The sequence below is a fragment of the Enterobacter sp. 03-F-07-AD-ECC genome (assembly GCF_047530935.1).
GTDB classification, from domain to species: domain Bacteria; phylum Pseudomonadota; class Gammaproteobacteria; order Enterobacterales; family Enterobacteriaceae; genus Enterobacter; species Enterobacter cloacae.
In genome coordinates, this window is the sequence record NZ_JBLKBZ010000001.1 from 525,865 (window position 1) to 549,213 (window position 23,349).

The 23,349-nt window shown below is 52.0% G+C and carries 28 protein-coding genes; 13 read left to right on the forward strand and 15 right to left on the reverse strand.

Annotated elements, in window-relative coordinates:
* Positions 1 to 229: 229 nt before the first annotated feature.
* The 4 genes from ghrA (at position 230) to ACMWKA_RS02495 (ending at position 3,144) form a co-directional block, all read left to right on the forward strand.
* Entirely contained in the window at positions 230 to 1,168 is a 939-nt protein-coding gene (gene ghrA / locus ACMWKA_RS02480; protein WP_058661116.1) for a glyoxylate/hydroxypyruvate reductase GhrA, read from the forward strand.
* 84 nt (positions 1,169 to 1,252) lie between these two features.
* The gene (locus ACMWKA_RS02485) at positions 1,253 to 1,990 is read left to right on the forward strand and encodes a phosphatase (RefSeq protein WP_040019375.1); all 738 of its coding nucleotides are present in this window, start codon (positions 1,253 to 1,255) and stop codon (positions 1,988 to 1,990) included.
* A 20-nt stretch (positions 1,991 to 2,010) separates the two neighbouring features.
* Positions 2,011 to 2,565: a molecular chaperone gene (locus ACMWKA_RS02490; protein WP_013097176.1), complete on the forward strand. Its 555-nt coding sequence runs from the start codon at positions 2,011 to 2,013 to the stop codon at positions 2,563 to 2,565.
* A gap of 96 nt (positions 2,566 to 2,661) precedes the next feature.
* Positions 2,662 to 3,144, forward strand: coding sequence for a DUF1097 domain-containing protein (locus tag ACMWKA_RS02495; protein ID WP_072200468.1), 483 nt, complete (start codon positions 2,662 to 2,664; stop codon positions 3,142 to 3,144).
* A 43-nt stretch (positions 3,145 to 3,187) separates the two neighbouring features.
* On the opposite strand, the gene csgG is transcribed toward ACMWKA_RS02495, so the two are convergent.
* Genes csgG through csgD form a run of 4 tightly spaced genes read right to left on the reverse strand, consistent with a single transcriptional unit; the run spans position 3,188 to position 5,529 of the window.
* Positions 3,188 to 4,021: a curli production assembly/transport protein CsgG gene (gene csgG / locus ACMWKA_RS02500; protein ID WP_028027948.1), complete on the reverse strand. Its 834-nt coding sequence runs from the start codon at positions 4,019 to 4,021 to the stop codon at positions 3,188 to 3,190.
* Positions 4,022 to 4,047: 26 nt separating this feature from the next.
* Complete coding sequence (gene csgF / locus ACMWKA_RS02505; protein WP_029881945.1) at positions 4,048 to 4,461, reverse strand: curli production assembly/transport protein CsgF; 414 nt, start codon at positions 4,459 to 4,461, stop codon at positions 4,048 to 4,050.
* Positions 4,462 to 4,484: 23 nt separating this feature from the next.
* Positions 4,485 to 4,874 (reverse strand): curli production assembly/transport protein CsgE, encoded by a 390-nt coding sequence (gene csgE, locus ACMWKA_RS02510; RefSeq protein WP_013097172.1) that lies wholly within the window; start codon positions 4,872 to 4,874, stop codon positions 4,485 to 4,487.
* A gap of 4 nt (positions 4,875 to 4,878) precedes the next feature.
* Positions 4,879 to 5,529: a biofilm master transcriptional regulator CsgD gene (gene csgD, locus ACMWKA_RS02515; protein WP_023620195.1), complete on the reverse strand. Its 651-nt coding sequence runs from the start codon at positions 5,527 to 5,529 to the stop codon at positions 4,879 to 4,881.
* A 744-nt stretch (positions 5,530 to 6,273) separates the two neighbouring features.
* Here csgD and csgB point away from each other — a divergent pair.
* The 5 genes from csgB (at position 6,274) to ymdB (ending at position 8,756) form a co-directional block, all read left to right on the forward strand.
* Positions 6,274 to 6,729 (forward strand): curli minor subunit CsgB, encoded by a 456-nt coding sequence (gene csgB, locus ACMWKA_RS02520; protein WP_013097170.1) that lies wholly within the window; start codon positions 6,274 to 6,276, stop codon positions 6,727 to 6,729.
* 41 nt (positions 6,730 to 6,770) lie between these two features.
* The gene (gene csgA, locus ACMWKA_RS02525) at positions 6,771 to 7,232 is read left to right on the forward strand and encodes a curli major subunit CsgA (protein ID WP_023620194.1); all 462 of its coding nucleotides are present in this window, start codon (positions 6,771 to 6,773) and stop codon (positions 7,230 to 7,232) included.
* 61 nt (positions 7,233 to 7,293) lie between these two features.
* Positions 7,294 to 7,626: a curli assembly chaperone CsgC gene (gene csgC / locus ACMWKA_RS02530; RefSeq protein ID WP_013097168.1), complete on the forward strand. Its 333-nt coding sequence runs from the start codon at positions 7,294 to 7,296 to the stop codon at positions 7,624 to 7,626.
* Between the two features lie 161 nt (positions 7,627 to 7,787).
* Positions 7,788 to 8,108, forward strand: coding sequence for a type 1 fimbrial protein (locus ACMWKA_RS02535; protein WP_414759964.1), 321 nt, complete (start codon positions 7,788 to 7,790; stop codon positions 8,106 to 8,108).
* A gap of 105 nt (positions 8,109 to 8,213) precedes the next feature.
* Positions 8,214 to 8,756 (forward strand): O-acetyl-ADP-ribose deacetylase, encoded by a 543-nt coding sequence (gene ymdB, locus ACMWKA_RS02540; RefSeq protein WP_414759965.1) that lies wholly within the window; start codon positions 8,214 to 8,216, stop codon positions 8,754 to 8,756.
* A gap of 34 nt (positions 8,757 to 8,790) precedes the next feature.
* On the opposite strand, the gene mdoC is transcribed toward ymdB, so the two are convergent.
* A complete protein-coding gene (gene mdoC / locus ACMWKA_RS02545; protein WP_013097165.1) occupies positions 8,791 to 9,930 on the reverse strand; it encodes a glucans biosynthesis protein MdoC in 1,140 nt (379 codons plus the stop codon).
* Positions 9,931 to 10,185: 255 nt separating this feature from the next.
* On the opposite strand from mdoC, the gene mdoG reads away from it, so the two are divergent.
* The 3 genes from mdoG to ACMWKA_RS02560 all read left to right on the forward strand — a co-directional run bounded on the left by mdoG (position 10,186) and on the right by ACMWKA_RS02560 (position 14,572).
* Complete coding sequence (gene mdoG, locus ACMWKA_RS02550) at positions 10,186 to 11,739, forward strand: glucans biosynthesis protein MdoG (RefSeq protein ID WP_020689627.1); 1,554 nt, start codon at positions 10,186 to 10,188, stop codon at positions 11,737 to 11,739.
* Positions 11,732 to 14,260 (forward strand): glucans biosynthesis glucosyltransferase MdoH, encoded by a 2,529-nt coding sequence (mdoH, locus tag ACMWKA_RS02555; RefSeq protein WP_038985525.1) that lies wholly within the window; start codon positions 11,732 to 11,734, stop codon positions 14,258 to 14,260. Before mdoG ends, mdoH begins: the two co-directional genes overlap by 8 nt.
* 84 nt (positions 14,261 to 14,344) lie before the next feature.
* Complete coding sequence (locus ACMWKA_RS02560; protein WP_013097162.1) at positions 14,345 to 14,572, forward strand: YceK/YidQ family lipoprotein; 228 nt, start codon at positions 14,345 to 14,347, stop codon at positions 14,570 to 14,572.
* Positions 14,573 to 14,578: 6 nt separating this feature from the next.
* Here the strand turns inward: ACMWKA_RS02560 and ACMWKA_RS02565 are convergent, their stop codons facing one another.
* From ACMWKA_RS02565 to ACMWKA_RS02575, 3 genes are all read right to left on the reverse strand, one after another.
* Positions 14,579 to 14,953, reverse strand: coding sequence for a MysB family protein (locus ACMWKA_RS02565; RefSeq protein WP_014831418.1), 375 nt, complete (start codon positions 14,951 to 14,953; stop codon positions 14,579 to 14,581).
* A gap of 97 nt (positions 14,954 to 15,050) precedes the next feature.
* Entirely contained in the window at positions 15,051 to 16,268 is a 1,218-nt protein-coding gene (mdtG, locus tag ACMWKA_RS02570; RefSeq protein ID WP_414759966.1) for a multidrug efflux MFS transporter MdtG, read from the reverse strand.
* Between the two features lie 142 nt (positions 16,269 to 16,410).
* Positions 16,411 to 17,337: a Kdo(2)-lipid IV(A) acyltransferase gene (locus ACMWKA_RS02575; protein ID WP_045295776.1), complete on the reverse strand. Its 927-nt coding sequence runs from the start codon at positions 17,335 to 17,337 to the stop codon at positions 16,411 to 16,413.
* Positions 17,338 to 17,560: 223 nt separating this feature from the next.
* On the opposite strand from ACMWKA_RS02575, the gene ACMWKA_RS02580 reads away from it, so the two are divergent.
* Complete coding sequence (locus ACMWKA_RS02580) at positions 17,561 to 18,610, forward strand: rhodanese-related sulfurtransferase (protein WP_058661105.1); 1,050 nt, start codon at positions 17,561 to 17,563, stop codon at positions 18,608 to 18,610.
* Between the two features lie 41 nt (positions 18,611 to 18,651).
* Here ACMWKA_RS02580 and ACMWKA_RS02585 read toward each other — a convergent pair whose 3' ends face one another.
* The 7 genes from ACMWKA_RS02585 to pyrC form a co-directional block, all read right to left on the reverse strand.
* The gene (locus tag ACMWKA_RS02585; protein ID WP_013097156.1) at positions 18,652 to 19,230 is read right to left on the reverse strand and encodes a YceI family protein; all 579 of its coding nucleotides are present in this window, start codon (positions 19,228 to 19,230) and stop codon (positions 18,652 to 18,654) included.
* Position 19,231: 1 nt separating this feature from the next.
* Positions 19,232 to 19,798, reverse strand: a complete 567-nt coding sequence (locus ACMWKA_RS02590; RefSeq protein WP_028027945.1) for a cytochrome b — start codon at positions 19,796 to 19,798, stop codon at positions 19,232 to 19,234.
* A gap of 218 nt (positions 19,799 to 20,016) precedes the next feature.
* Positions 20,017 to 20,130: a YceO family protein gene (locus ACMWKA_RS02595; protein WP_020689623.1), complete on the reverse strand. Its 114-nt coding sequence runs from the start codon at positions 20,128 to 20,130 to the stop codon at positions 20,017 to 20,019.
* A gap of 56 nt (positions 20,131 to 20,186) precedes the next feature.
* Positions 20,187 to 21,305: an N-methyl-L-tryptophan oxidase gene (gene solA / locus ACMWKA_RS02600; protein ID WP_414759967.1), complete on the reverse strand. Its 1,119-nt coding sequence runs from the start codon at positions 21,303 to 21,305 to the stop codon at positions 20,187 to 20,189.
* Positions 21,306 to 21,421: 116 nt separating this feature from the next.
* A complete protein-coding gene (bssS, locus tag ACMWKA_RS02605) occupies positions 21,422 to 21,676 on the reverse strand; it encodes a biofilm formation regulator BssS (RefSeq protein ID WP_008500827.1) in 255 nt (84 codons plus the stop codon).
* Positions 21,677 to 21,948: 272 nt separating this feature from the next.
* Positions 21,949 to 22,194, reverse strand: coding sequence for a DNA damage-inducible protein I (gene dinI, locus ACMWKA_RS02610; protein WP_414759968.1), 246 nt, complete (start codon positions 22,192 to 22,194; stop codon positions 21,949 to 21,951).
* A 74-nt stretch (positions 22,195 to 22,268) separates the two neighbouring features.
* Positions 22,269 to 23,315, reverse strand: a complete 1,047-nt coding sequence (gene pyrC, locus ACMWKA_RS02615; protein WP_251998395.1) for a dihydroorotase — start codon at positions 23,313 to 23,315, stop codon at positions 22,269 to 22,271.
* Positions 23,316 to 23,349 lie beyond the last annotated feature (34 nt).

A 23,349-nucleotide genomic window follows, 5' to 3' on the forward strand; every position in this document is an offset into this window, starting at 1 on the left:
ATTGTCATCCCGTTGTTGTCGGGACGGGCGCTAATGTAAGGAAAAGCCGAACAGCCGTCAACACACTTTTTCAGTAAATTAGCGCATTTAGACAAACTTCAAACAACATGATTCTTAAATGTGCTGAAAGCGCCTTTTTTATCGGCAACGCGGTCCGGCGATAAATTTGTTATGCTGGCAATCCAGTTGAAAATGAAAATAAAACAGCGCAAAAAAGGCAGGAATGAGTATGGATATTATCTTCTATCACCCCACTTTTGATACGGCTTACTGGATTAAGGCACTTTCGGCAGCGTTACCGGGGGCGCGCGTGCGTGAATGGAAGCGTGGTGATAACGAACATGCAGACTACGCGCTGGTCTGGCATCCCCCGGTCGAGATGCTCCAGGGGCGCAAGCTGAAGGCCGTTTTTGCCCTCGGTGCCGGTGTGGATTCCATTCTGAGCAAACTGAAAGCGCACCCTGAAATGCTGCCGGAGGAAATCCCCCTGTTCCGCCTGGAAGATACCGGCATGGGCCAGCAAATGCAGGAATATGCCGTGAGTCAGGTGCTGCACTGGTTCCGACGTTTTGACGATTATCAGGCCTTAAAACTGCAATCCCGTTGGGAGCCGCTGCCAGAATATCAACGTGAAGAGTTTACCATCGGTATTCTCGGGGCGGGCGTGCTCGGCTCAAAAGTGGCCGAAGCGCTGGCACCGTGGGGCTTCCCGCTGCGCTGCTGGAGCCGCAGCCGCAAGAACTATCCTGGCGTTGAGAGTTTTGCCGGAACAGATGAACTCCCGGTGTTTCTGAAGGGGACGCGCGTACTGATCAATCTGCTGCCGAATACGACGGAAACGGTCGGCATTATTAATAGCGCGCTTCTGAATCAGCTGGCGGATCAGAGTTACGTGATGAATCTGGCGCGCGGGGTTCATCTGGTGGAAGCCGATCTGCTTAAAGCCCTTGAGGGTGGCAAGGTGAAAGGCGCGATGCTGGATGTATACAGCCGCGAGCCGTTGCCGGCAGAGAGCCCGCTGTGGGCACATCCGCGCGTGGCGATGACCCCACACGTCGCCGCCGTGACGCGTCCGGCAGAGGCGGTGGCCTATATTACGCACACCATCAGTGAGATAGAGCAGGGCAACGCGGTGACCGGGCAGGTCGACAGAACGCGCGGCTACTGAGTGAAACCCGGCGTTAGCCGGGTTTTTGCTAATAATCGCAGCAGATAACTGCTATCCTTTGGAAAAACCGCAGAGGAGAGAGAGATGTATCCCGTTGACCTGCATATGCACACCGTCGCCAGCACCCACGCGTATAGCAACCTCCATGATTACATTGCACAAGCGAAGCTCAAGGGCATCAGGCTTTTTGCGATCACCGATCATGGCCCGGATATGGCGGATGCGCCGCACTACTGGCATTTTGTGAATATGCGGATCTGGCCACGCCTGGTGGACGGTATTGGGATACTGCGTGGCATTGAGGCGAACATTAAAAATACCGACGGTGAGATCGACTGCACCGGCCCGATGCTGACATCTCTTGACCTTATTCTCGCCGGTTTCCATGAACCTGTCTTTGCGCCTCAGGATAAAGAAACCAACACCGCGGCGATGATTGCCACCATTGCCAGCGGCAACGTGCATATTATTAGCCACCCTGGCAACCCGAAGTACCCAATTGATATTCAGGCTGTCGCGCAGGCGGCAGCGAAGCATCACGTGGCGCTGGAGATTAACAACTCCTCCTTCGTGCACTCGCGTAAGGGCAGTGAAGCGAACTGCCGCGAAGTGGCGGCCGCAGTGCGTGATGCAGGAGGCATGGTGGCGCTGGGTTCAGATTCCCATACTGCGTTCACACTGGGTGATTTCAGCGAGTGCCTGAAAGTGCTGAATGATGTTAACTTCCCGGAAGCGCAAATCCTGAACGTGACCCCTCGTCGCATGCTCGATTTCCTTGAGTCGCGCGGAATGGAACCGATTGCCGAATTTGCCGATCTTTAATTGTGTAATGGAATAAAAAAATGAATGAGTTTTCCATCCTTTGCCGCGTGCTGGGTACGCTGTACTACCGCCAGCCTCAAGACCCGCTGCTGGTCCCGCTCTTTACATTAATTCGTGAAGGGAAACTGGCGCAGAACTGGCCGCTGGAACAGGATGATTTACTGGAGCGCCTGCAGAAAAGCTGCGACATGCAGCAAATCTCCACAGATTACAACGCGCTGTTTGTGGGGGAAGAGTGCCGTGTTTCACCTTACCGCTCTGCCTGGCAGGAAGGGGCAACGGAAGCGGAAGTGCGCGCTTTTCTTTCAGAGCGCGGCATGCCGCTGACCGACACGCCTGCCGATCATATCGGTACGCTGCTGCTGGCCGCATCCTGGATTGAGGACCACGCCGGTGACGATGAGAACGAAGCCATCGAAACCTTGTTCGAAATGTACCTGCTGCCGTGGGTCGGGACATTCCTTGGGAAAGTTGAAGCGCATGCCACCTCGCCATTCTGGAGAACGCTGGCTCCCCTGACGCGTGACGCCATCGCTGCAATGTGGGATGAGCTGGAAGAAGAGAATGAAGAGTGATCATGATCACATTAGTTCTGCAACGCAACGCATCATCTTGCATATAATGTGCTTCTGATCTCATTTCCATGGCGCGCTTCTGCTAAGATGCGCGCCATGAACATATTACTTTGTATCGCACTCACAACAGGTATCCTCTCCGGGCTTTGGGGATGGGTAGCCGTCTCTCTCGGACTGCTCAGCTGGGCTGGATTTCTCGGCTGCACGGCCTACTTCGCCTGCCCGCAGGGTGGGATCAAAGGGCTTTTTATCTCAGGCTGCACTCTGATGAGCGGCGTTATCTGGGCGCTGGTTATCATGAAGGGCAGTGCGCTCGCTCCGCATCTGGAGATCCTCGGCTATATCATGACGGGTGTGGTCGCCTTTTTGATGTGCGTTCAGGCAAAGCATCTGTTGCTGTCGTTTGTACCCGGCACGTTTATGGGGGCGTGTGCCACCTTTGCGGGGCAGGGTGACTGGAAGCTGGTGGTCCCCTCGCTGGCGCTGGGGTTGCTGTTTGGCTATGCCATGAAGAACAGTGGTCTGTGGCTGGCGGCACGACGAGAAAAAGCGCAAAACGTGCCAGCGGTGAGTGAATAAAAAAAGGCGAGATAACTATCTCGCCTTTTTTATGCGCGTCCTGTCAGGATTCCGGAGGAACCGACATATCGCGGTATTTCACCAGTACCGGGTTTTGCACGTCTGCTTTGTTTTGCAGATCCCACAGCCCGCGGTCGATACCATCATTTATCAGGAAGATAACTCCGGTTTCAATGGCTGACATCAGGCACATCATCACCGGCTCGTTAGAGGTATAACCGATTTCACCCTCCAGCAGACGCTGATAGTCAATGAAGCGGAACACCCCGGCCTGCACTTCATAAGAGAGTATGGTTTTGCTGGTGGTTACCGAAGAGAGCACTTCCCCGGTACTGACGTTAACGACACGCAGGTTAACGGCAATTTGGTCGAGCTGATACTGCGTATCTGCACCGATACCGAAATAACGTGCGCCAGCACCGCCAGATTTCACGTTACTTTCGTAACCGATAATCGACCCTTCAATCATAACATTCGCCGCAGCCAGAGATTGCAGCGGCATGCGGTTATTATCTGCAACGGTACCATTCTCCTGCGCCGCACGAATAATTTTTCGTTCATTTAACAGGTTTTGCAGCCCCTGACGTTCCAGTGGAATAAACCAGCGCGAATCTTTCAGCGCGGTCACCAGCATGGCGGTGGCGCTTTGCGGTACGGCCGTAGAGAAGTTACTTGCCGGGTAAGGTTTAAATTGCCCGGTTTCATCCTGAATGTTGTAGACGGAGACAAATATTTTACCTGTCGGGGCAGGCAAATGGGTTAAATCACGATAACTTTGAGCCCGAGGCATTAATGTCGGTTTTGCAGCTTCTTTAGGTGGAGCAGTTAAACAACCGCTCAATAAGCACACTGCAACAAGTATCAGGAAGCGCTGCATGATCGTTGTCCTTATTTTGAGGTTGTTCAAAAGTCAGTCGAGTTATTTTGTAAACCGGAAACCTGAATGGTTGAGGTTTTTCCGGTTTTACGATCGGTAACGTTCAACTGGAGCTGCCCGTCCCTGTTGGCAATATCGACAATGAAGTCATTGGTCACCATGCGACCGGGTTTGCCGGTGTTGATATTGGTCAGCAAACCGCCCAAAATTTGCGACTGGATCGCCTGGGTGAAGTTGTCCAGTGCGGATGGCGTATCCACGCTAAAATCCTCGAAGCTGGGATCTTTATAAGAATTTTGCGCCTGGGCTTCATTTAACATGAATGCCCCATTATTCGGATTACCACCAAAGTTGGGATTACGGAACTGGAATGTCATATTCCCGGCCCAGCTTAATGGGGTGATAAGCATTATCGAAACAACTGCATATGCAATACGCATGACAGCCTCCGGATATAGGTTCGCTAGAACTCGTCTTTTGCTAAATCACTAGTGCTTAATAGCGCTTTGTCTATTTGCATGCGATTAATAGCGTCTTCTGATTGCGCCAGCGCCAAGGCTACGTTTTTATCGAAGTCTATTTTGGTGGGAAATAAAAATGTTTGATAAATAACGAACTGATTAGCCGTTATTGTTATCCAACTTCCCCATCGTGCACTGGGCCGCTCGTTGATTGTTATATTTCCAGGATACGTACTGTCCCATTTATCACTGAAGGCACGATAAAAATTGTGTCCGACAGAAGAGACGGTATGGTCCGTTAACAATCCGGGAACTTCGACCTCGACGGCCTTCAGGTTCCCGGCAGCGAGCAGAAAGCCCGCTGCGGCAATCCAACTCATGGTGCGTTTCATGTGATTAACGCCTGAGGTTATCGTTTGCCCATGAAACCGCCTGAGTTCGGTTTTTAACAGCTATCTTCTTGAAAAGATTATAAAGGTGCGTCTTTACCGTATTTTCGCTGATAAATAACGAACGGGCGATTTCAATATTTGAAGCACCAATGCGCAATTTGTTCAGGATCTCTTTCTCGCGGTGCGTTAGCAGTGCTGACTCTGAACTGTTGTAGCGGTAATTTCCGGAGTGCGTGATAAGGTAGCTGGCCAGCTTTTGCGAAAAATAACACTCTCCTCGCAAGATACCTTGCAGGCCTTCTACCACCCGATTCTCTTCTTCAGTGACGTAGAACACGCCATTGATATGCGGCCAACTTTCAATGTCCCGGAAAGGATACTCGTCAGGCGTATTCAATAATAACACGCGGATGTTATTGTTTTTCCTGCTCAAAGTATCTTGCCAGTAATGGATGAGCTTTTTATCCGCTTCCATCATATCGAAAAGAATAATGCAGCCAGGTGCAATATCATCGAAAGAACGTTGAATATTATGCAATTTCCCGTTCAGTGATAAAGATTGCTTTAAATGTTGTAATAAAGCGGTCGCCTGCAAAGAAGGTTTTGTGATCAACAGTAATGTATGACCATGTAAACTATGGACTTCATTATACATGATGAAACCCCACTTTTTTATGACACCTGGCAGTTGTCCTCCTGCGAAAAGAGGACACCAGAAGTACTGACAGATGTTGCGCTGCTGTATGTAGAATCAAACCATAACCTCCACAAGGGAGGAAAATATAAAACGAATTTCGTACATCTAATTTCAATCTAGCTTTTACGAAGTTTAAAGCAAGTGTTAAACGTGTAACAAGATGTAAAAATCAATATTAATTTATGAATGTGTACCTTCTTGAAAGCCTTTAATTGATGAAAAAGTTGTACAGCTAAATAAAGATGCACAGATTTTAAAAATCATACAAATATTTATATGTGACTGATTTTAATGTTTTTATGCTATTCTTTTTCAGAAATTTTAAAGTATGAGTTTCAAAAAAAATCTAACCTACGGAATGCATGCCGCTTCGCCTTAAGAAATCGCGTCTTGTGTCACACGTTAACGTTAATGTCATCCTGTCGTTACGTTTAACCCTTCCTCTCTCGCGTCGGAACAGCCGCTGCGATGTTTCACTCATTTGCGATGGATAAGGCTTTATAGAAATTAAATGGATTCGCTTATCGCTATTTTGGTTCAGGAATTACTACTTTGAGGTGACCTGAAAAATAAAAATAAGCCGCGCGGGTGAGATATTTAACGTGTTTCGGCAGACATACTCTTCACCGTAACGACGCGTTAACAAAATATGCGTTGTTCTAACCTGAAGTCTTTTAAAACAGCCAGGTCCAGGGTGGCAACATGAAAAACACATCGTTATTTATGATGTTTACATTACTGGGAGCGCCTGGGGTTGTCACCGCGGCGAATTCAGATTTGGCTACCTCTGAATATAACTTTGCGGTAAATGAATTAAGCCGTACATCATTAAATCAGGCAGCCATTATTGGTCAACAGGGTGTACTTAATGACGCTCAGGTGCGCCAGGACGGTTCAAAATTATTGTCCATCGTTTCCCAGGATGGGTCAGGTAACAGGGCGCGGGTTGATCAATCAGGGACTTATAATATTGCGTATATTGCTCAGAGCGGCTTTGCGAATGATGCAGATATTACGCAGGATGGATTTGGTAATAGTGCAAAAATTATCCAGAAAGGGTCGGGTAATAGGGCAAGCATCACGCAGTACGGTACACAGAAAAACGCAGTTGTAGTGCAAAAACAGTCGCAAATGGCAATTCGCGTTATTCAACGTTAGTTATTCGCGGCGACTTTAATCAATCCGATGGGGGTTTTACCATGAAATTTATCAAAGTGGCAGCTCTTGCAGCAATCGTCGTTTCTGGTAGTGCTATGGCCGGTCTCATTGATCAAGGTGGCTGGGGCCATGGACACGGTCATGGCCATGGTCAAGGCGGTAATGGCCCAAATTCAACCCTGAATATTTACCAGAACGGTGGCGGTAACTCAGCTGTCGCCTTGCAGACCAATGCCAGAGATTCAACGCTGTCTATTAGCCAGAGCGGTGGCGGTAATGGCGCAGATGTTGGACAAGGTTCTGACGACAGCACCATCTCTCTGACTCAGAATGGTTTTGCCAACAGCGCAACGCTTGATCAATGGAACAGTCACGACTCCACAATGAATGTGAGCCAGTACGGTGGATTTAACGGCGCAATGGTTGATCAGACTGCGTCTAATTCTACGGTCAATGTTACCCAGATTGGTTTTGGTAACCACGCTGCAGCTTATCAGTATTAATACTGAAATCTGTGCTACAAAAAAACAGGGCCTCAGCCCTGTTTTTTTTCGGGAGTGCATCATGAATACCTTAATTCTCCTTGCCGCGCTTTCCAGTCAAATAACGTTTAACACATCGCAGCAGGGCGATATGACCACCATTATTCCCCAGGTTACGCTGACAACGCCGTGTGATTGTCAGGTACAAATCGTGGCTGAACGGGAAGGGCAGAGTGGCCAAAGTACATCACGCCAGCAAAACAGGCTTTTTATCCCCGCTAATCAGACGATCGATTTAATGCGGCTGAGTTTAAATATTGGTACGGGGGATACGGTGAACATTATTGTCACCGTCTCTGATGGTAAATCGCTTCATTTATCACAGCAGTGGTCACCGCCGGAGAAGAGGCTTTAATCATTCATAAAATCAATGATTTGCCAATGTGGCAGGCCTTCACCGTTGAGCTATGCTGATAACAGGAACTGAGCAACTAAGTTCCGGAACGTGAAACTACGTTTGCTTTAATGGAGCGCTTTTACCCCTCAAGGACGATTTTCATTGAGGAGTACATACACGTGACCAAATATATCGCTCAACTCGCTTCTGGTTTTAGTCTGCTCGTTTCTCTTTTTGTAACCCCGGTTTTTGCGGCGACGGTTGTTGAGGGTGGGATCATTCATTTTCGCGGCGCGATTGTCGCCGACCCCTGTGAAGTGACTGCACAAACGCGGCAGTTTGCGTTGTCATGCCCGGAAAATAACCGGATTCATACGCGCATGGTCAGTTATGAAGATGCACTGAATGGCCATGTGACCGATACCAGCCTCGCCACCCTAAGCATGAAGTACCTCAATCCTGAAAAAACGCTCGCGGTGGTACAAATTCAGTACCGCTGATGTGTGCTCTTCCGCTTTACGGCGGAAGAGGTTTTTCCCGATAGTTTTTTCTCTCGGGTACCTCTGCGATACACTTAAGAAAATGGCGGGAAGCAGAGGGTATTTATGAAACCGCAAATTGACGTTATTCATGGCGATATCACGACGATGCACGTTGATGTGATCGTCAATGCAGCCAATCCGTCACTGATGGGCGGCGGTGGCGTGGATGGCGCTATCCACCGGGCTGCCGGACCGCAACTGCTGGAAGCCTGCAAGACTGTGCGTCAGCAACAGGGGGAGTGCCCACCGGGTCATGCCGTTATTACGCTTGCGGGCGATCTTCCCGCGAAAGCGGTGATTCATGCCGTGGGGCCAGTATGGCATGGCGGCGATCGGCACGAGGCGAGTATCCTCGAAGAGGCCTACCGAAACTGCCTGCGTCTGGCCGCTGATAATGGCTATAAAACCATGGCGTTTCCGGCCATCAGCACCGGAGTGTATGGCCATCCGAAAGCTGCCGCAGCGACGATTGCGGTAGACACCGTGTATCGTTACCTGTCGCTTAAACCGATGCCCGAAAAAGTGACATTTGTCTGTTTCGATGAGGAGACACTGCATCTTTATCAGCGGCTGTTGACCCAGCGCGGACAGGAATTAGAGACCTGAAACACACGCGGCGCACTGAGTGCGCCGCGTTTTTTTATGATGCTCTTACCTGCGGTTTCCCGGAGAAAAGGAAACGCAGAAGCGGTATCCGCAGGTGGATTTCGTAAAGCACGATGGCGATTCCAATCACAAAGACCAGCCCGGTAAAGAAGCCCAGCGTGTTGGAGGCGATATGCGGTGTGATATAGGCCCCGAAGAACAACGTCAGGGGGTGGTGCACCAGATAGATAAACAGCGAAGCATTGACGAAATAGGTGACGCGGCTGGACTTAAAATTAAGCAGCCGGTGGCCCAGCGCAAAGACCACATTCACCATCCACAGGCCCAGCAGCATGGTAATGACGCTCTCGGTTTCATACATCCACGCATCGCCGCTGCCGTAGCGCTGATTTAAAAGATAGGCCGCAAACGCGATGGCGGCACCAAAAGCACACCACGGTGAGGGCGTCGTAAACAGCGACTTAAGCTTCGGATAAATAAAGGCCAGCGCCCCGATTAAAAAGAAGGGGATGTAGAACAGCGACTGCATCACCACAAAATTGAATAATCCGTCGCTCAGAATCGGCGGATAGACAATAAACAGCGTCCGTCGCACTGCCGCATAGGCGATGCCCAGCAGCAAAAAGAGCAGCGACAGTTTTCCCAGGGTGATACTGGCGAAAAAGGCGTTAGCTTTGTCGCTTAAATGGCGGCGAAAGCGGCTAAAAATCAACACGCTGACCGTGGTTAGGACCACCAGCACCAGCAGGAACCAGAGGTGGGACACCAGCTCCCAAACCAGGGTGTTGTATTTTTCGTATAGCGACAGATTAGGCCAGTTCTCCGCCTTACCCTTTACGTACTGCAACATGATGAACTGCGGCAGCGTCAGCAGAGGAATGGCGGTGAGCATCGGAATGCCGACGCGCTCCACGCGCACTTTCCACCAGCGCTTGATGGGGTAGCGCAGAAACAGCATATAAGAGAAATAACCTGAAATGACAAAAAACACCTGCATGCGGAAGGCGTGAATAAAGTCATTAAACAGCGTCAGCCACCAGGAGGGCATTTGACTATTAACATGCCAGGTGTGGCTGGAGTAAATCAGTGAAATGTGGAAGGGGATCCCCAATAGCATCAGCCATGCCCGGATCGAGTCGAGGAAGTATTCACGTTCTACAGGTGTTGTGCTCATATAACTTTGTGCATTCTCAGACTTTTCGCCTTATCCCTAAGACTCATAATGGTTACATTCGAAGCCAACCCTACACCAAGACCGACACCCTGTCTCCAGGATAAGCACGCAAAGTGAAAAGCGGGTTCTTTCATTTGCTTAATCCCTGAGCCAGCGAGCTGAACAAAGCGGTGATAATGTTGTCGGATTGCCTGAGTTTCCATTAAAATGGATCGGATCGATATAAGCACACAAAGGGGGAAGTGCTTACTTATTATGAAACATAAACCACAGATGATGAAAATGCGTTGGTTGGGTGCTGCAGTGGTGTTATCCCTGTATACCTCATCGGCACTGGCCTTTAACATCGACGATGTCGCAAAACAGGCAAAATCGATGGCAGGCAAGAGCTACGAAGCGCCGAAAAGTAACTTGCCCTCCGTTTTCCGCGACATGAAATATGCGGACTATCAGCAGATCCAGTTCAATCACGATAAAGCGTACTGGAACAATATTAAGACCCCGTTCAAGCTTGAGTTTTATCATCAGGGTATGTACTTCGACACCCCTGTAGCCATCAATGAAGTGACGGCAACGGCGGTACGTAAAATCAAATACAGCCCGGATTACTTCAATTTTGGCGATGTGCAGCACGACAAAGATACGGTTAAAGATCTGGGCTTTGCAGGCTTCAAGGTGCTTTACCCGATCAACAGCAAAGATAAAAACGACGAAATCGTCAGCATGCTCGGCGCCAGCTACTTCCGCGTTATTGGCGCGGGACAGGTGTACGGGCTTTCTGCGCGCGGCCTGGCTATTGATACCGCGCTGCCATCAGGTGAAGAATTCCCACGTTTCCGCGAGTTCTGGATCGAACGTCCAAAACCAACGGATAAACGTCTGACTATCTACGCACTGCTGGATTCCCCGCGTGCAACGGGCGCGTACCGCTTTGTGATCATGCCAGGGCGTGACACGGTGGTTGACGTGCAGTCTAAAGTCTACCTGCGCGACAAAGTGGGTAAACTGGGCGTTGCGCCGCTGACCAGTATGTTCCTGTTTGGGCCGAACCAGCCGTCACCGGCGACCAACTTCCGTCCTGAACTGCACGATTCCAACGGCCTGTCTATTCATGCCGGTAACGGTGAGTGGATCTGGCGTCCGCTGAACAACCCGAAACATTTGGCTGTCAGCAGCTTTGCGATGGAAAACCCGCAAGGTTTCGGCCTTCTGCAGCGTGGCCGTCAGTTCTCTCGCTTTGAAGATCTGGATGACCGCTACGACCTGCGTCCAAGCGCGTGGGTTACCCCGAAAGGTGACTGGGGCAAAGGGAAGGTTGAACTGGTTGAAATCCCAACCAATGATGAAACCAACGATAACATCGTCGCTTACTGGACGCCGGATCAGCTGCCGGAAGCCGGGAAAGAGATGAACTTCAAATACACGATCACCTTTAGCCGTGACGAAGACAAACTGCATGCGCCGGATAACGCGTATGTCATGCAGACTCGCCGTTCAACGGGTGACGTGAAACAGTCTAATCTTATCCGTCAGCCTGACGGTACCGTCGCTTTCGTGGTGGACTTCACCGGCCAGGACATGAAGAAACTGGCGCCAGATACTGCCGTGACCGCCCAGGCCAGCATCGGTGATAACGGTGAGATCGTTGAGAACACCGTACGTTACAACCCGGTAACGAAAGGGTGGCGTCTGACCCTGCGCGTGAAAGTGAAAGATCCGAAACAGACCACTGAAATGCGCGCTGCGCTGGTTAGTAACGATCAGCCGCTGAGTGAAACCTGGAGCTATCAGCTACCTGCCAATGAATAATACATCTGAATATATTGATGCCATGCCGCTGACGGATATCGAAAAAGCGGCACTGCCTGAGAGCAACATCCGCGCGGTACATGCCGCGCTGGATGGGGAACATCGTCAGTTTTCACGTGATGACGATTCTCCGCTGGGGTCAGTGAAGGCACGTCTGGAGCAGGCATGGCCGGACTCGCTGGCAGAAGGGCAGTTGATTAAAGACGACGAAGGACGCGATCAGCTTCAGGCGATGCCGAAAGCAACGCGTTCTTCCATGTTCCCCGACCCCTGGCGTACCAACCCGGTTGGCCGCTTCTGGGATCGCCTGCGCGGGCGTGACGTGACGCCGCGCTATCTGTCGCGTCTGACAAAAGAAGAGCAGGCCTCCGAACAGAAATGGCGTACCGTGGGGACGATCCGTCGCTACATTCTTCTGCTGCTGACGCTGGCGCAGACGGTTGTCGCAACCTGGTACATGAAGACGATTCTGCCTTACCAGGGCTGGGCGCTGATCAACCCGGCAGACATGATGGGCCAGGATATCTGGGTCTCCTTCATGCAACTGCTGCCGTATATCCTGCAAAGTGGCATTCTTCTGCTGTTCGCCGTTCTCTTCTGCTGGGTCTCGGCCGGTTTCTGGACCGCGCTGATGGGCTTCCTGCAGCTGCTGATGGGACGAGACAAATACAGCATTTCGGCGTCTACGGTCGGGGATGAACCCCTGAATCCTGAGCACCGCACGGCGCTGATTATGCCTATCTGTAACGAAGACGTTGACCGCGTATTCGCGGGGCTGCGCGCAACCTGGGAGTCCGTTAAGGCGACCGGTAACGCCGCCCATTTCGACGTCTATATCCTGAGCGACAGCTACAATCCGGACATCTGCGTTGCCGAGCAAAAAGCCTGGATGGAGCTAATTGCAGAAGTACAGGGCGAAGGTCAGATCTTCTACCGTCGCCGCCGTCGTCGTGTGAAGCGTAAAAGCGGCAACATCGATGACTTCTGCCGTCGCTGGGGTAACCAGTACAGCTACATGGTGGTGCTGGACGCCGACTCGGTGATGAGCGGTGATTGTCTGAGCGGTCTGGTGCGTCTGATGGAAGCTAACCCGAACGCGGGCATCATCCAGTCTTCGCCAAAAGCGTCCGGCATGGACACGCTTTACGCGCGTTGCCAGCAGTTTGCCACCCGTGTTTACGGGCCGCTGTTTACTGCCGGTCTGCACTTCTGGCAGTTGGGTGAGTCCCACTACTGGGGTCACAACGCCATTATCCGCGTGAAGCCGTTTATTGAGCACTGTGCGCTGGCACCGCTGCCGGGCGAAGGTTCGTTTGCCGGCTCGATTCTGTCGCACGACTTCGTGGAAGCGGCGCTGATGCGTCGTGCAGGGTGGGGCGTCTGGATTGCTTACGATCTGCCTGGATCCTATGAAGAACTGCCGCCGAACCTGCTGGACGAACTTAAGCGTGACCGCCGCTGGTGTCACGGGAACCTGATGAACTTCCGTCTGTTCCTCGTGAAAGGGATGCACCCGGTTCACCGTGCGGTGTTCCTGACCGGCGTGATGTCTTATCTCTCCGCGCCGCTGTGGTTTATGTTCCTGGCGCTCTCCACGGCTCTGCAGGTGGTGCATGCGCTGACGGAGCCGCAGTACTTCCTGCAACCGCGTCAGCTGTTCCCGGTGTGGCCACAGTGGCGTCCGGAGCTGGCGATAGCGCTGTTTGCCTCCACCATGGTGCTGCTGTTCCTGCCGAAGCTGCTCAGTATCATTCTGATCTGGTGCAAAGGCTCGAAGGAGTATGGCGGTTTCTGGCGGGTAACGGTTTCACTGCTGCTGGAAGTACTGTTCTCCGTGCTGCTGGCACCGGTACGTATGCTGTTCCATACCGTGTTTGTGGTCAGCGCGTTCCTGGGCTGGGAAGTGGTCTGGAACTCACCGCAGCGTGATGATGACTCCACGCCGTGGGGTGAAGCCTTTATGCGTCACGGCTCGCAGCTGCTGCTGGGGCTGGTGTGGGCTGCTGGGATGGCATGGCTGGATCTGCGCTTCCTGTTCTGGCTGGCGCCGATTGTCTTCTCGCTGATCCTGTCGCCGTTTGTGTCGGTCATTTCAAGCCGCTCAACGGTTGGCCTGCGTACCAAACGCTGGAAGCTGTTCCTGATCCCGGAAGAGTATTCGCCGCCGCAGGTGCTGGTGGATACTGACACCTATCTGGAGCAGAACCGCCGTCGTACGCTGGATGATGGCTTTATGCACGCGGTGTTTAACCCGTCGTTTAACGCCCTGGCAACGGCAATGGCTACCGCGCGTCACCGTGCCAGTAAGGTGCTGGAGATTGCCCGCGATCGTCACGTTGAACAGGCGCTGAACGAGACGCCAGAGAAACTTAACCGCGACCGCCGTCTGGTGCTGTTAAGCGATCCGGTGACTATGTCGCGTCTGCACTACCGTGTGTGGTCTTCCCCGGAGCGCTACTCCTCGTGGGTGAACTACTACAACGATCTGAAGCTTAACCCGCTGGCGCTGAAGGCGAAGTAAGTGGCAACGTAGGGCGGGTAAGCAATGTGCCACCCGCCAGATAAAATACCGGCTTAAACGCCGGTATTTTTTTAGAGGTAACGGATGAAAATAATCATCGTCGTCATGATGGCATGTCTGCTGAGCGGCTGCGGCAGCATCATCAGTCGCACCATTCCGGGGCAGGGCCACGGGAATCAGTACTATCCGGGCGTGAAATGGGATGTCCGGGATTCCGCATGGCGCTACCTGACGGTGCTCGATCTGCCGTTCTCGCTGATTTTCGATACGCTGTTGTTGCCCATCGATGCCAGCCACGGCCCCTATGAGTAGCGGTAATTAACGCTCGTCCCATTCGTCAGCTGCGGTTTGACCTTCTTCCGTATCCAGCGGTGGCTCGAGCTGAAATTCACCCTCATCCCACTCGTGCAGGGTGTTCTCTTCCAGCCACTCCTGACGCAACTCAATTTCGTCATAGTCACCATCAAAGACGGCCTGAGCTCCTTCACCGCTCAGGATCGGCAAACATTCGCCTTCTTCACCTTCGTCAGCAAAGAATTCGGCCTGCCACATAATATCTCCGTCCTGAAGGACATACTTTTGGATGTTGAGTTGTTGCACGTCCGCATCTTCTTCATCAACGCCGGGGTTATCGGCGAGGAACTCTTCACGAGCGGCATCAATAGCTTCTTCCAGCGTGGCGTACATGGTCATTGGTGTCTCCCTGTTTTCCAGAAGGTTTCAGGGAAAGAATAGCTGAATATCTGATTCTGCAAGTATGAATGCGAAAATAAGCCGTCACGTATTTGTCTTATTCCGCCACCGGCCGTAATGTCCGGGATAAACTGAACCACGAGTAAACCGCATTAAACAGTACTACGCCCGCCGTGACGATAAACACGGCGCGAAAACCGAAGCTGGCGGAGATCCCGGCCCCCACCAGCGGGCCGGTAACGTTGCCGATGTCGCGAAATGACTGGTTGTAGCTAAAGATACGCCCGGCGATCTGGTTCGTGGAGTTGTAAACCAGCAGGGTCTGAACGGCGGGCAGTAACGCCCCGTCGGCGGCACCCAGCAAAAAGCGCAGAACGCCCAGTTGCCAGGGTGATTGCACCATCGACATGGGAATGAGCAGCAGCACGGAGATCACCAGCGCACAAATCAGGATCTTTTCCGGGCCGACGCGGTCTCCCAGTTTCCCTAACCTCGGGGCGCTAAGCAGCGCCGCCACGCCGGGTACGGAGGCAATCAACCCGCTGATAAACGCAATGTTGCTCACGTTACCTGCCAGATCGCGAACGTACAGCGTCAGAATAGGGGCAATCGAACCGGTCGCGACCTGAATAATGAGTGTCGTCACGAACAGGCTCAGTACCAGTCTGGGGTTTTTGAGTGAAGCCAGCACATCCCGTGCGTGGAGCATCTCTTTTTTGGCGACGGGGGTGAAGTTTTCACGAATGCAGATCAGCGTAACGATAAAGCAGAGGAACAACACGCTGGCAGTAATGAAAAATACCGGGCGCAGGCCATAGCTGTCCGCCAGCAAGCCGCCCGCCAGAGGTCCCAGCAAGGCGCCGCTGACGCCTCCGGTTGAGAGCGTCCCGAGCGCCCAGCCGCTTTTATGACGCGGGATCTGGGTGGCGATCAGCGCATTCGCGTTGGGAATAAATCCTCCCAGCAGGCCAAGTAGCGCGCGCAAAATCAGAATCTGCCAGACGTTTTGCGCCACACCCATTAACGCCATGATGATGGCCATTCCCAGCGCCGAGCGCAGCAGCATGATTTTACGCCCTTTACGGTCGGCAAGGCCGCCCCAGAACGGCGAAGCAATGGCGGAGAAGAGGAAAGTGATGCTGAACACCAGACCAGACCACATATTGAGCGCACTGTGGCCCGTCACGCCCAGTTGTTCAACGTACAGGGGCAGAAAGGGCATCACGAGGCTAAACGCCGCGCCGGTAAGAAAACAGCCAAGCCAGGCAACCGTAAGGTTACGTTTCCAGTTTATGGGGGCATCTGAGGGTGACATAACAATCCGCATAATGAGGTGCAGCGCACCGTAAGGCATGAAGTAATAAGCCTGCTAATTATGCGCCTGGGTTATGATTGCCGCAATGAGGGAGAGCTTTTAAAGCTAAAACAGGGAGCGGCCCAACGGGCCGCAGGGGGAATTAATAGCGGGACGGCGTGCCTTCTGGCCGCGTTTTAAAGCGGCGGTGCAGCCACATGTACTGCTCCGGTGCGAGCATAATGCATTTCTCGACAATGCCGTTCATCCAGCGTGCGGTGGTTTCAGCATCATCCAGTGGAGGCGCCAGTTCGGGCTCCAGCATAATCAATTCGTAACCCGAACCATCCGGTTTGCGGCGCGGAACAAAAGGGACGATGGCGGCTTTGGACATGCGTGCCAGCATCCAGGTGCCCGTGGTGGTGGCCGCCTCTTCAACGGCAAAGAACGGAACAAATACGCTGGATTGCGGGCCGTAGTCGTGATCGGGGGCATACCAGACCACTTCACCTGATTTGAGGGCGCGGATCATACCCTTCAGATCCTTACGGTCGATCATGCTTTTGTTGGACCGCATACGGCCATTGGTCTGGATCAGATCAATAACCGGGTTGTCGTTTGGACGATAAACCCCAATGCCGGGCGCCTGCATACCGAACATACGGGCGCCGATTTCCAGGGTCAGAAAGTGTACGCCAATCAGCAGCACGCCCGTCTGATTCGCCTGCAGCGAATGTACCGGCTCCATCCCCGTACCGGCAACGACGCTCCAGTGCGCCATGCGTTTGTCCGGCCAGAACCACGCCATTCCTGTTTCCATCAGCCCCATGCCGACAGACTCGAAATTCCTGGTCACCATGTCATGACGTTCAGCCTCACTCATGTCCGGGAAGCACAGTTCAAGGTTGCGGTAGGCGATTCTGGCGCGACGCTTCATAAACATTTGCGCAAGACGACCCAGGCTTTTGCCCAGACGGAAAATAACCGGGTAGGGGAGTTGGACCAGAAGCCATAAAAAGCCAATGCCAAGCCAGGTCAACCAATAGCGAGGATGCAAAAGGGTGACGGTAAATTTCGGTAATTGGGTCATGTCGGTCCTGTTTTCTAACGTCCTGAAGGTCTTAGTGTCTCATTTTTTACTACATAGCCAAAATGTATGATGTCGAAACGCGCGCTAATGCAGCAAATGTTATGACGCATAGTTCAGGCTGACAGAAATGTAGCGTAAATTGTGTGGATGTAAATTGTTATTGTTTGCTATATGATGCCGACCGATTTTCCTTTCTCAATAACGATTGCAGGACTTGTACACCATGCCAGTGTTACACAACCGCGTATCGAATGAGATGTTGAAAGCGCGTATGTTGGCTGAAACCGAACCGCGCACGACCATCTCATTCTATAAATACTTCACGATCAACGATCCGCAAGCGACCCGCGATGAGCTCTATAAAGCCTTCACTGCGCTGAACGTCTTTGGGCGCGTCTATCTGGCGCGTGAAGGTATCAACGCCCAGATCAGCATCCCGGAAAGCAACGTAAGCGCCTTCCGCGATTTTCTTTACGGCTTCGATCCGGCGCTGAACGGCTTACGCCTGAACATCGCCCTGGACGATGACGGTAAATCATTCTGGGTGCTGCGTATGAAAGTGCGTGAGCGTATCGTGGCAGACGGCATTGACGACCCGGCCTTCAACCCGGCCGACGTGGGGGAATACCTGAAGGCGGCGGAAGTCAATACGATGCTTGATGACCCTGACGCGGTATTCATCGATATGCGTAACCACTACGAATATGAAGTGGGCCATTTCGAGAACGCAATGGAAATCCCGGCCGACACCTTCCGCGAGCAACTGCCGAAAGCGGTTGAGATGATGCAGGAACATAAAGATAAGAAAATCGTTATGTACTGCACCGGCGGTATTCGCTGCGAAAAAGCCAGCGCGTGGATGAAACATAACGGATTTAATAAGGTCTGGCATATCGAAGGCGGTATCATCGAGTATGCCCGCCGTGCCCGTGAGCAGGGGTTACCGGTGCGTTTTATCGGTAAAAACTTTGTCTTTGACGAGCGAATGGGTGAGCGTATTTCAGAAGACGTGATTGCCCATTGCCACCAGTGCGGCGCACCGTGCGATACCCACACCAACTGCAAAAATGACGGTTGTCATCTGCTGTTTATTCAGTGCCCGGCGTGCGCAGAGAAATTTAACGGCTGCTGTAGCGAACTGTGCAGTGAAGAGAGCATGCTGCCGGAAGAGGAGCAGCGCCGCCGTCGTGCGGGACGTGAAAACGGCAATAAGATTTTTAATAAATCCCGAGGCCGCCTGAATACCAAACTGGGTATTCCTGACCCGGAATGATAATGACGCCCGGCAACGTCAAACCCTGCCGGGCGTGTTTATTATGCCTTCTGCTGAACACCTTCAACGGAAATAATCAGTTCTACGTCCTGAGATGCCGGACCTAAATCCGTGGTGATATTAAAATCTTTCAGATGAATTTTCCCTGCGGCTTCAAAACCTGCGCGTTTGCCACCCCACGGATCGTCACCCTGGCCGAGTAATTTGGCTTCCAGGGTCACCGGTTTCGTGACGCCATTGAGCGTCAGATTACCGGTAATATTCAGCTTCTCACCTTCTTTCTTCACCTCGGTCGACGTAAAGGTCGCCTGTGGGAATTTTGATACATTAAGGAATTCCGCACTACGCAAATGTTTATCGCGCTCTGCATGGTTGGTGTCGACGCTATTCGTATTAATGGTCACATTGACCTTATCGGCGGCAGGATTTTTATCGTCAAAGGTGAATGTGCCGTCAAAATCTTTAAAGGTACCGTACAGCCAGCTATAACCGAGGTGCTGAATACGGAAATTGACGAAAGCATGCTGGCCTTCTTTATCAATTTTATAATCAGCCGCCACGGCAGAACCGGTGGTGAATAGCAGAGAACCTAATGCGATACCCAGCAGGTGTTTTTTCATTTTATGCTCCAGAGTCAACTGACGAACGGCCAAGCATGCGCTTTAACGTATCGTCTTTATCGATGAAATGGTGTTTAAGGGCGGCAAGCCCGTGCAGGACAGACAGGATCACCACGCTCCACGCGAGCCAGAGATGCACCACGCCTGCGGTGTCGGCCTGAACCCCTGCGTCAGAGAGCGTGGCCGGAACCTCAAACAGGCCAAAGACGTTAATCGGCTTGCCGTCTGCAGTGGAAATGAGATACCCGCTAATCAGAATGGCGAACAGCAGGATATAGAGCGTAACGTGCGCGGCAACCGCGCTGACACGCGTTAATTTACTGTGGGTTTTGGGCGCGGCGGGCGGCGGGGAAATGTGACGCCAGATCACGCGAATAACCAACGTCATCATCAGCAGGATGCCGATGCTTTTATGCAGTTCTGGTGCCTGGTGATACCAGCCATCGTAATAACTGAGCGTCACCATCCACAGACCCAGTCCGAACATTGCATAAACGGTAAGAGCAACTATCCAGTGTAAACACATGGATATTATTCCGTAGCGCTGAGAGGAGTTACGCAATTGCATCAGAATGACCATTCGAAGAAAAACAGAATAGTAAAAATGAACGGGAATAAATGATATTGCAACTGAAATAATTGAATATAGATTTTTATTTTATTTATTTCAGCAGTTTTGAAAATGATCCGCAAATGTAATTCAATCGCTTCGTCCAAGGCGGAATAAGCAGCAAGCAAAAGATTAAGCTAACCTAAAGTAATGTCAGTAATTGTCAGCTTCACTTTTCAGTAAAATACAATGTAAATAATATCGATGAGTGCCAGCAGCACCCATAATAAAATATAGAGCATAAAATGCTCACGAATGTTATTGATAAGAAAGCCAACGATCCTGCGCATAATGTCCCGTTTTCTGTCTGGAAAACGGGTTCCGGACGTCCGAAACCCGCGGCGGATTATCTGCTAAAACGCGAAAGTGAGAAGGGGGTGAGATCAAACTGCGGTGCGATCCCCTGGGCAAACTGCGCAGCAATCTCGCCCAGCACGGAGGCGAACTTAAAGCCATGACCGCTGAGGCCGGTGATGAGTAGCGTGTTGTCATGCCCCGGCAGGGTATCAATGATGAAGTCTTCGTCCGGCGTGTTGTCGTAGGTGCAGGCAGCACCATACAGTAAACCGCCTACGCCCGGCAGGATATTGCGCAGGAAGGTAAACGCTTCGGAGCCATCCTGTGGGTATGCACCGAACGGTTTACGCTCTTCAGGGGAGGAGATCGCCTGCCCGCCATTGTGTTTTCCGATTTTGAGCGCGTCTTTCTCAGACGGGAAGCCGTAAAACTGATCGCCGTTCGGTAACTCCCCGGTAAATGCCGGGAATTTATTCTGTGCACTGTAACGGCCATCCGACTGGAACCAGGAGAAGACCTTGCGCACCGGCTGAACAGGCAGATCGGGCAACAGACGTGTGACCCAGGTGCCTGCGCTAATCAGCAGACGGGACGCTGAATATTCTCCGTCCGCAGTGGTGACCGTAACGCCATCAGCGTGATGAGTGAGGGATTCCACCGGACAGTTGAAGAGCTGAGCGCAGCCCGCTTTTTCCGCAAGATCGATCCAGGTTTTGATGGCCGTTTCACTGTGTAAGACCCCGGAGTTGGCTTCAAACAGGCCGATATAATCGTCCGGGACGGCGATCTCTGGCCAACGGGCCATGATGCCTGCCGCGTCCAGCTTCTCCACAACAAGATTAAACGCTTTCGCACTCTGTTCAACGTTGGCCAGAAAATCAGAGCGGGCAGGGCCCAGGTTGATGATGCCCGTGCGTTCGAAAATGCGTTCTTCCGTCAGCTTCGCCAGTTCATCCCATAGCGTCTGGGCGCGGAGCACCAGCGGAACATAGCGCTCGCCTTCACCGTAGGCGTGGCGAATAAGCCGGGTGTCGCCATGATGGCTGCCCTCTGCATGGGGAGGACGGTGGGCATCGATCATCAGGACCTTCAGACCCGCTTGCGTTGCGTAATAACCGGCGGCAGACCCCACGGATCCGCTACCAATAATGATTAAGTCGTATCTCATATCCATCTCTCGAACTCACGCTTTGTTAGCAGAGTAATTAACTATGCGGGCTGACACAAGGGAGAAATAAATAAGGCACCCGGAGGGTGCCTGTTGAGCGAAGAATAGGTATAAACCTAGTGCCGTTTATACTCATTTTCCTGATAGTCGCCAGATTCTATTTTGGCAATACCTGCCTCTAAAATAGAAATAAACTGACGGGCGACGTCTGTTGTAAGCCACAGCGTCTGTCCAACTTCCGCTTCTTCACGGTTGAGTTGATTCGGGGTCTGGTAGTGCAAACGCAGCATCAGCGCATCGTAGCTATCTACGGTACTGATATCCCAGCCAACAAGCGGATGGGTCTGGATGACTTCGCTATTCTTTTCCATTATAACCCCCTTAATGCGTGTTAGAAGACAACGGCTCCGAGGTTCAATGCATGTTTTTCTGAAAGCATCTTCAGTATACAAGTAATAAGGGTTCGCAAGGGAAAAATAAACAGTTGGCAACACATTTTTCTGCTTTTTAGGATTGTTCGAACAATAAAACACCACCTTGTTCACGATTTTTAAATTTGTTGCCGAATTAATTTGAACGAACCGGATTTCAGACGAAAAAAAGCCGGGGCGACCCGGCAAAAAAGAACAATGAGGGAGCAAGATTAATCTGTGATGAACCAGTCGTCGGCGCTTTCCCAGGTTTCCTGCAGGATTTCGCTGATACGGTCTTTATCTTCTTTCGCGCCGCCAATGACGGAGAGGTTGTTTGCCGCCGCATAACGAACCGTTACGGCACCAGCGTTGTCAGGGAAAGTACTGTTAATACGGCGGGATAATTCACCGACCAGCGCATCAAGCGCGCCAGCAGGCAGAACGGTTGTTTTGGCTATGGTGACTTCAATACGCATAAATGCCCCCTGTGTAATATACTGTTTATTTATACAGGTATATTATGGGTTTGACAACAAGGGGCACTGTTTTTTTAGCTTTTTACCGTCCAGTTGACGGTTTCACCGGCAAGGAACGGGATGAGCGTGTCATCCGTCAGCGGAATGGCCTCGTCCACGCGGCTCTCTTTACGCTCCAGTTCAATGAACGTTTCGTTGACCGGCAGCCCGTAGAAGCGTGGTCCATTGAGCGAGCAGAACGCTTCAAAATGCTGCAGGGCATTCATCTCTTCAAACACGGTGGCATAGCTGGCGAGCGCGGTAGGGGCGTTAAAGCAGCCTGCGCAACCGCAGCTGGCCTCTTTGCGGTGGCGTGCATGAGGCGCGGAGTCCGTGCCGAGGAAGGCGCGGGAGAAACCGCTGGCAACGAGTTCACGCAGCGCCTGCTGATGAACGTTACGCTTCAGAATGGGCAGGCAATAGAGATGCGGACGAACGCCGCCAACCAGCATGTGGTTGCGGTTAAACATCAGATGCTGCGGCGTGATGGTGGCGGCAATCAGTTCATTGCCATCGCGGACATACTCTGCGGCATCTTTGGTGGTGATGTGTTCAAACACCACTTTAAGCGCAGGAAGACGCTGGCGTAGCGGCTCCATTACGGTTTCGATAAAGCGGGCTTCACGGTCGAAGATATCAATGTCGGCGTGGGTCACTTCACCGTGTACCAGCAGCGGCATGCCCAGTTTTTGCATGCGTTCCAGAACCGGCATGATGGCGTCAATACTGGTGACACCGTGGCTGGAGTTGGTGGTAGCGTTAGCCGGGTAGAGTTTCGCCGCGGTGAACACGCCTTCGTTAAAGCCGCGTTCCACTTCATTCGGATCGAGGGTGTCGGTCAGATAGCAGGTCATCAGCGGAGTGAAATCATGTCCTGCCGGCACGGCATCAAGAATTCGCTGGCGATAAGCCATAGCGGCATCAACGGTGGTGACTGGTGGAACCAGGTTAGGCATGACAATCGCGCGGCCATAAATTTCGCTGGTATACGGCACGACCGTTTTCAACATATCGCCATCACGCAGATGGATATGCCAGTCGTCAGGGCGGCGGATTTTAAGAACCTGGGGTTGTGCAGTCATGGAAGCTCCGGCTTGTCAGGGATCAGTCATTAGG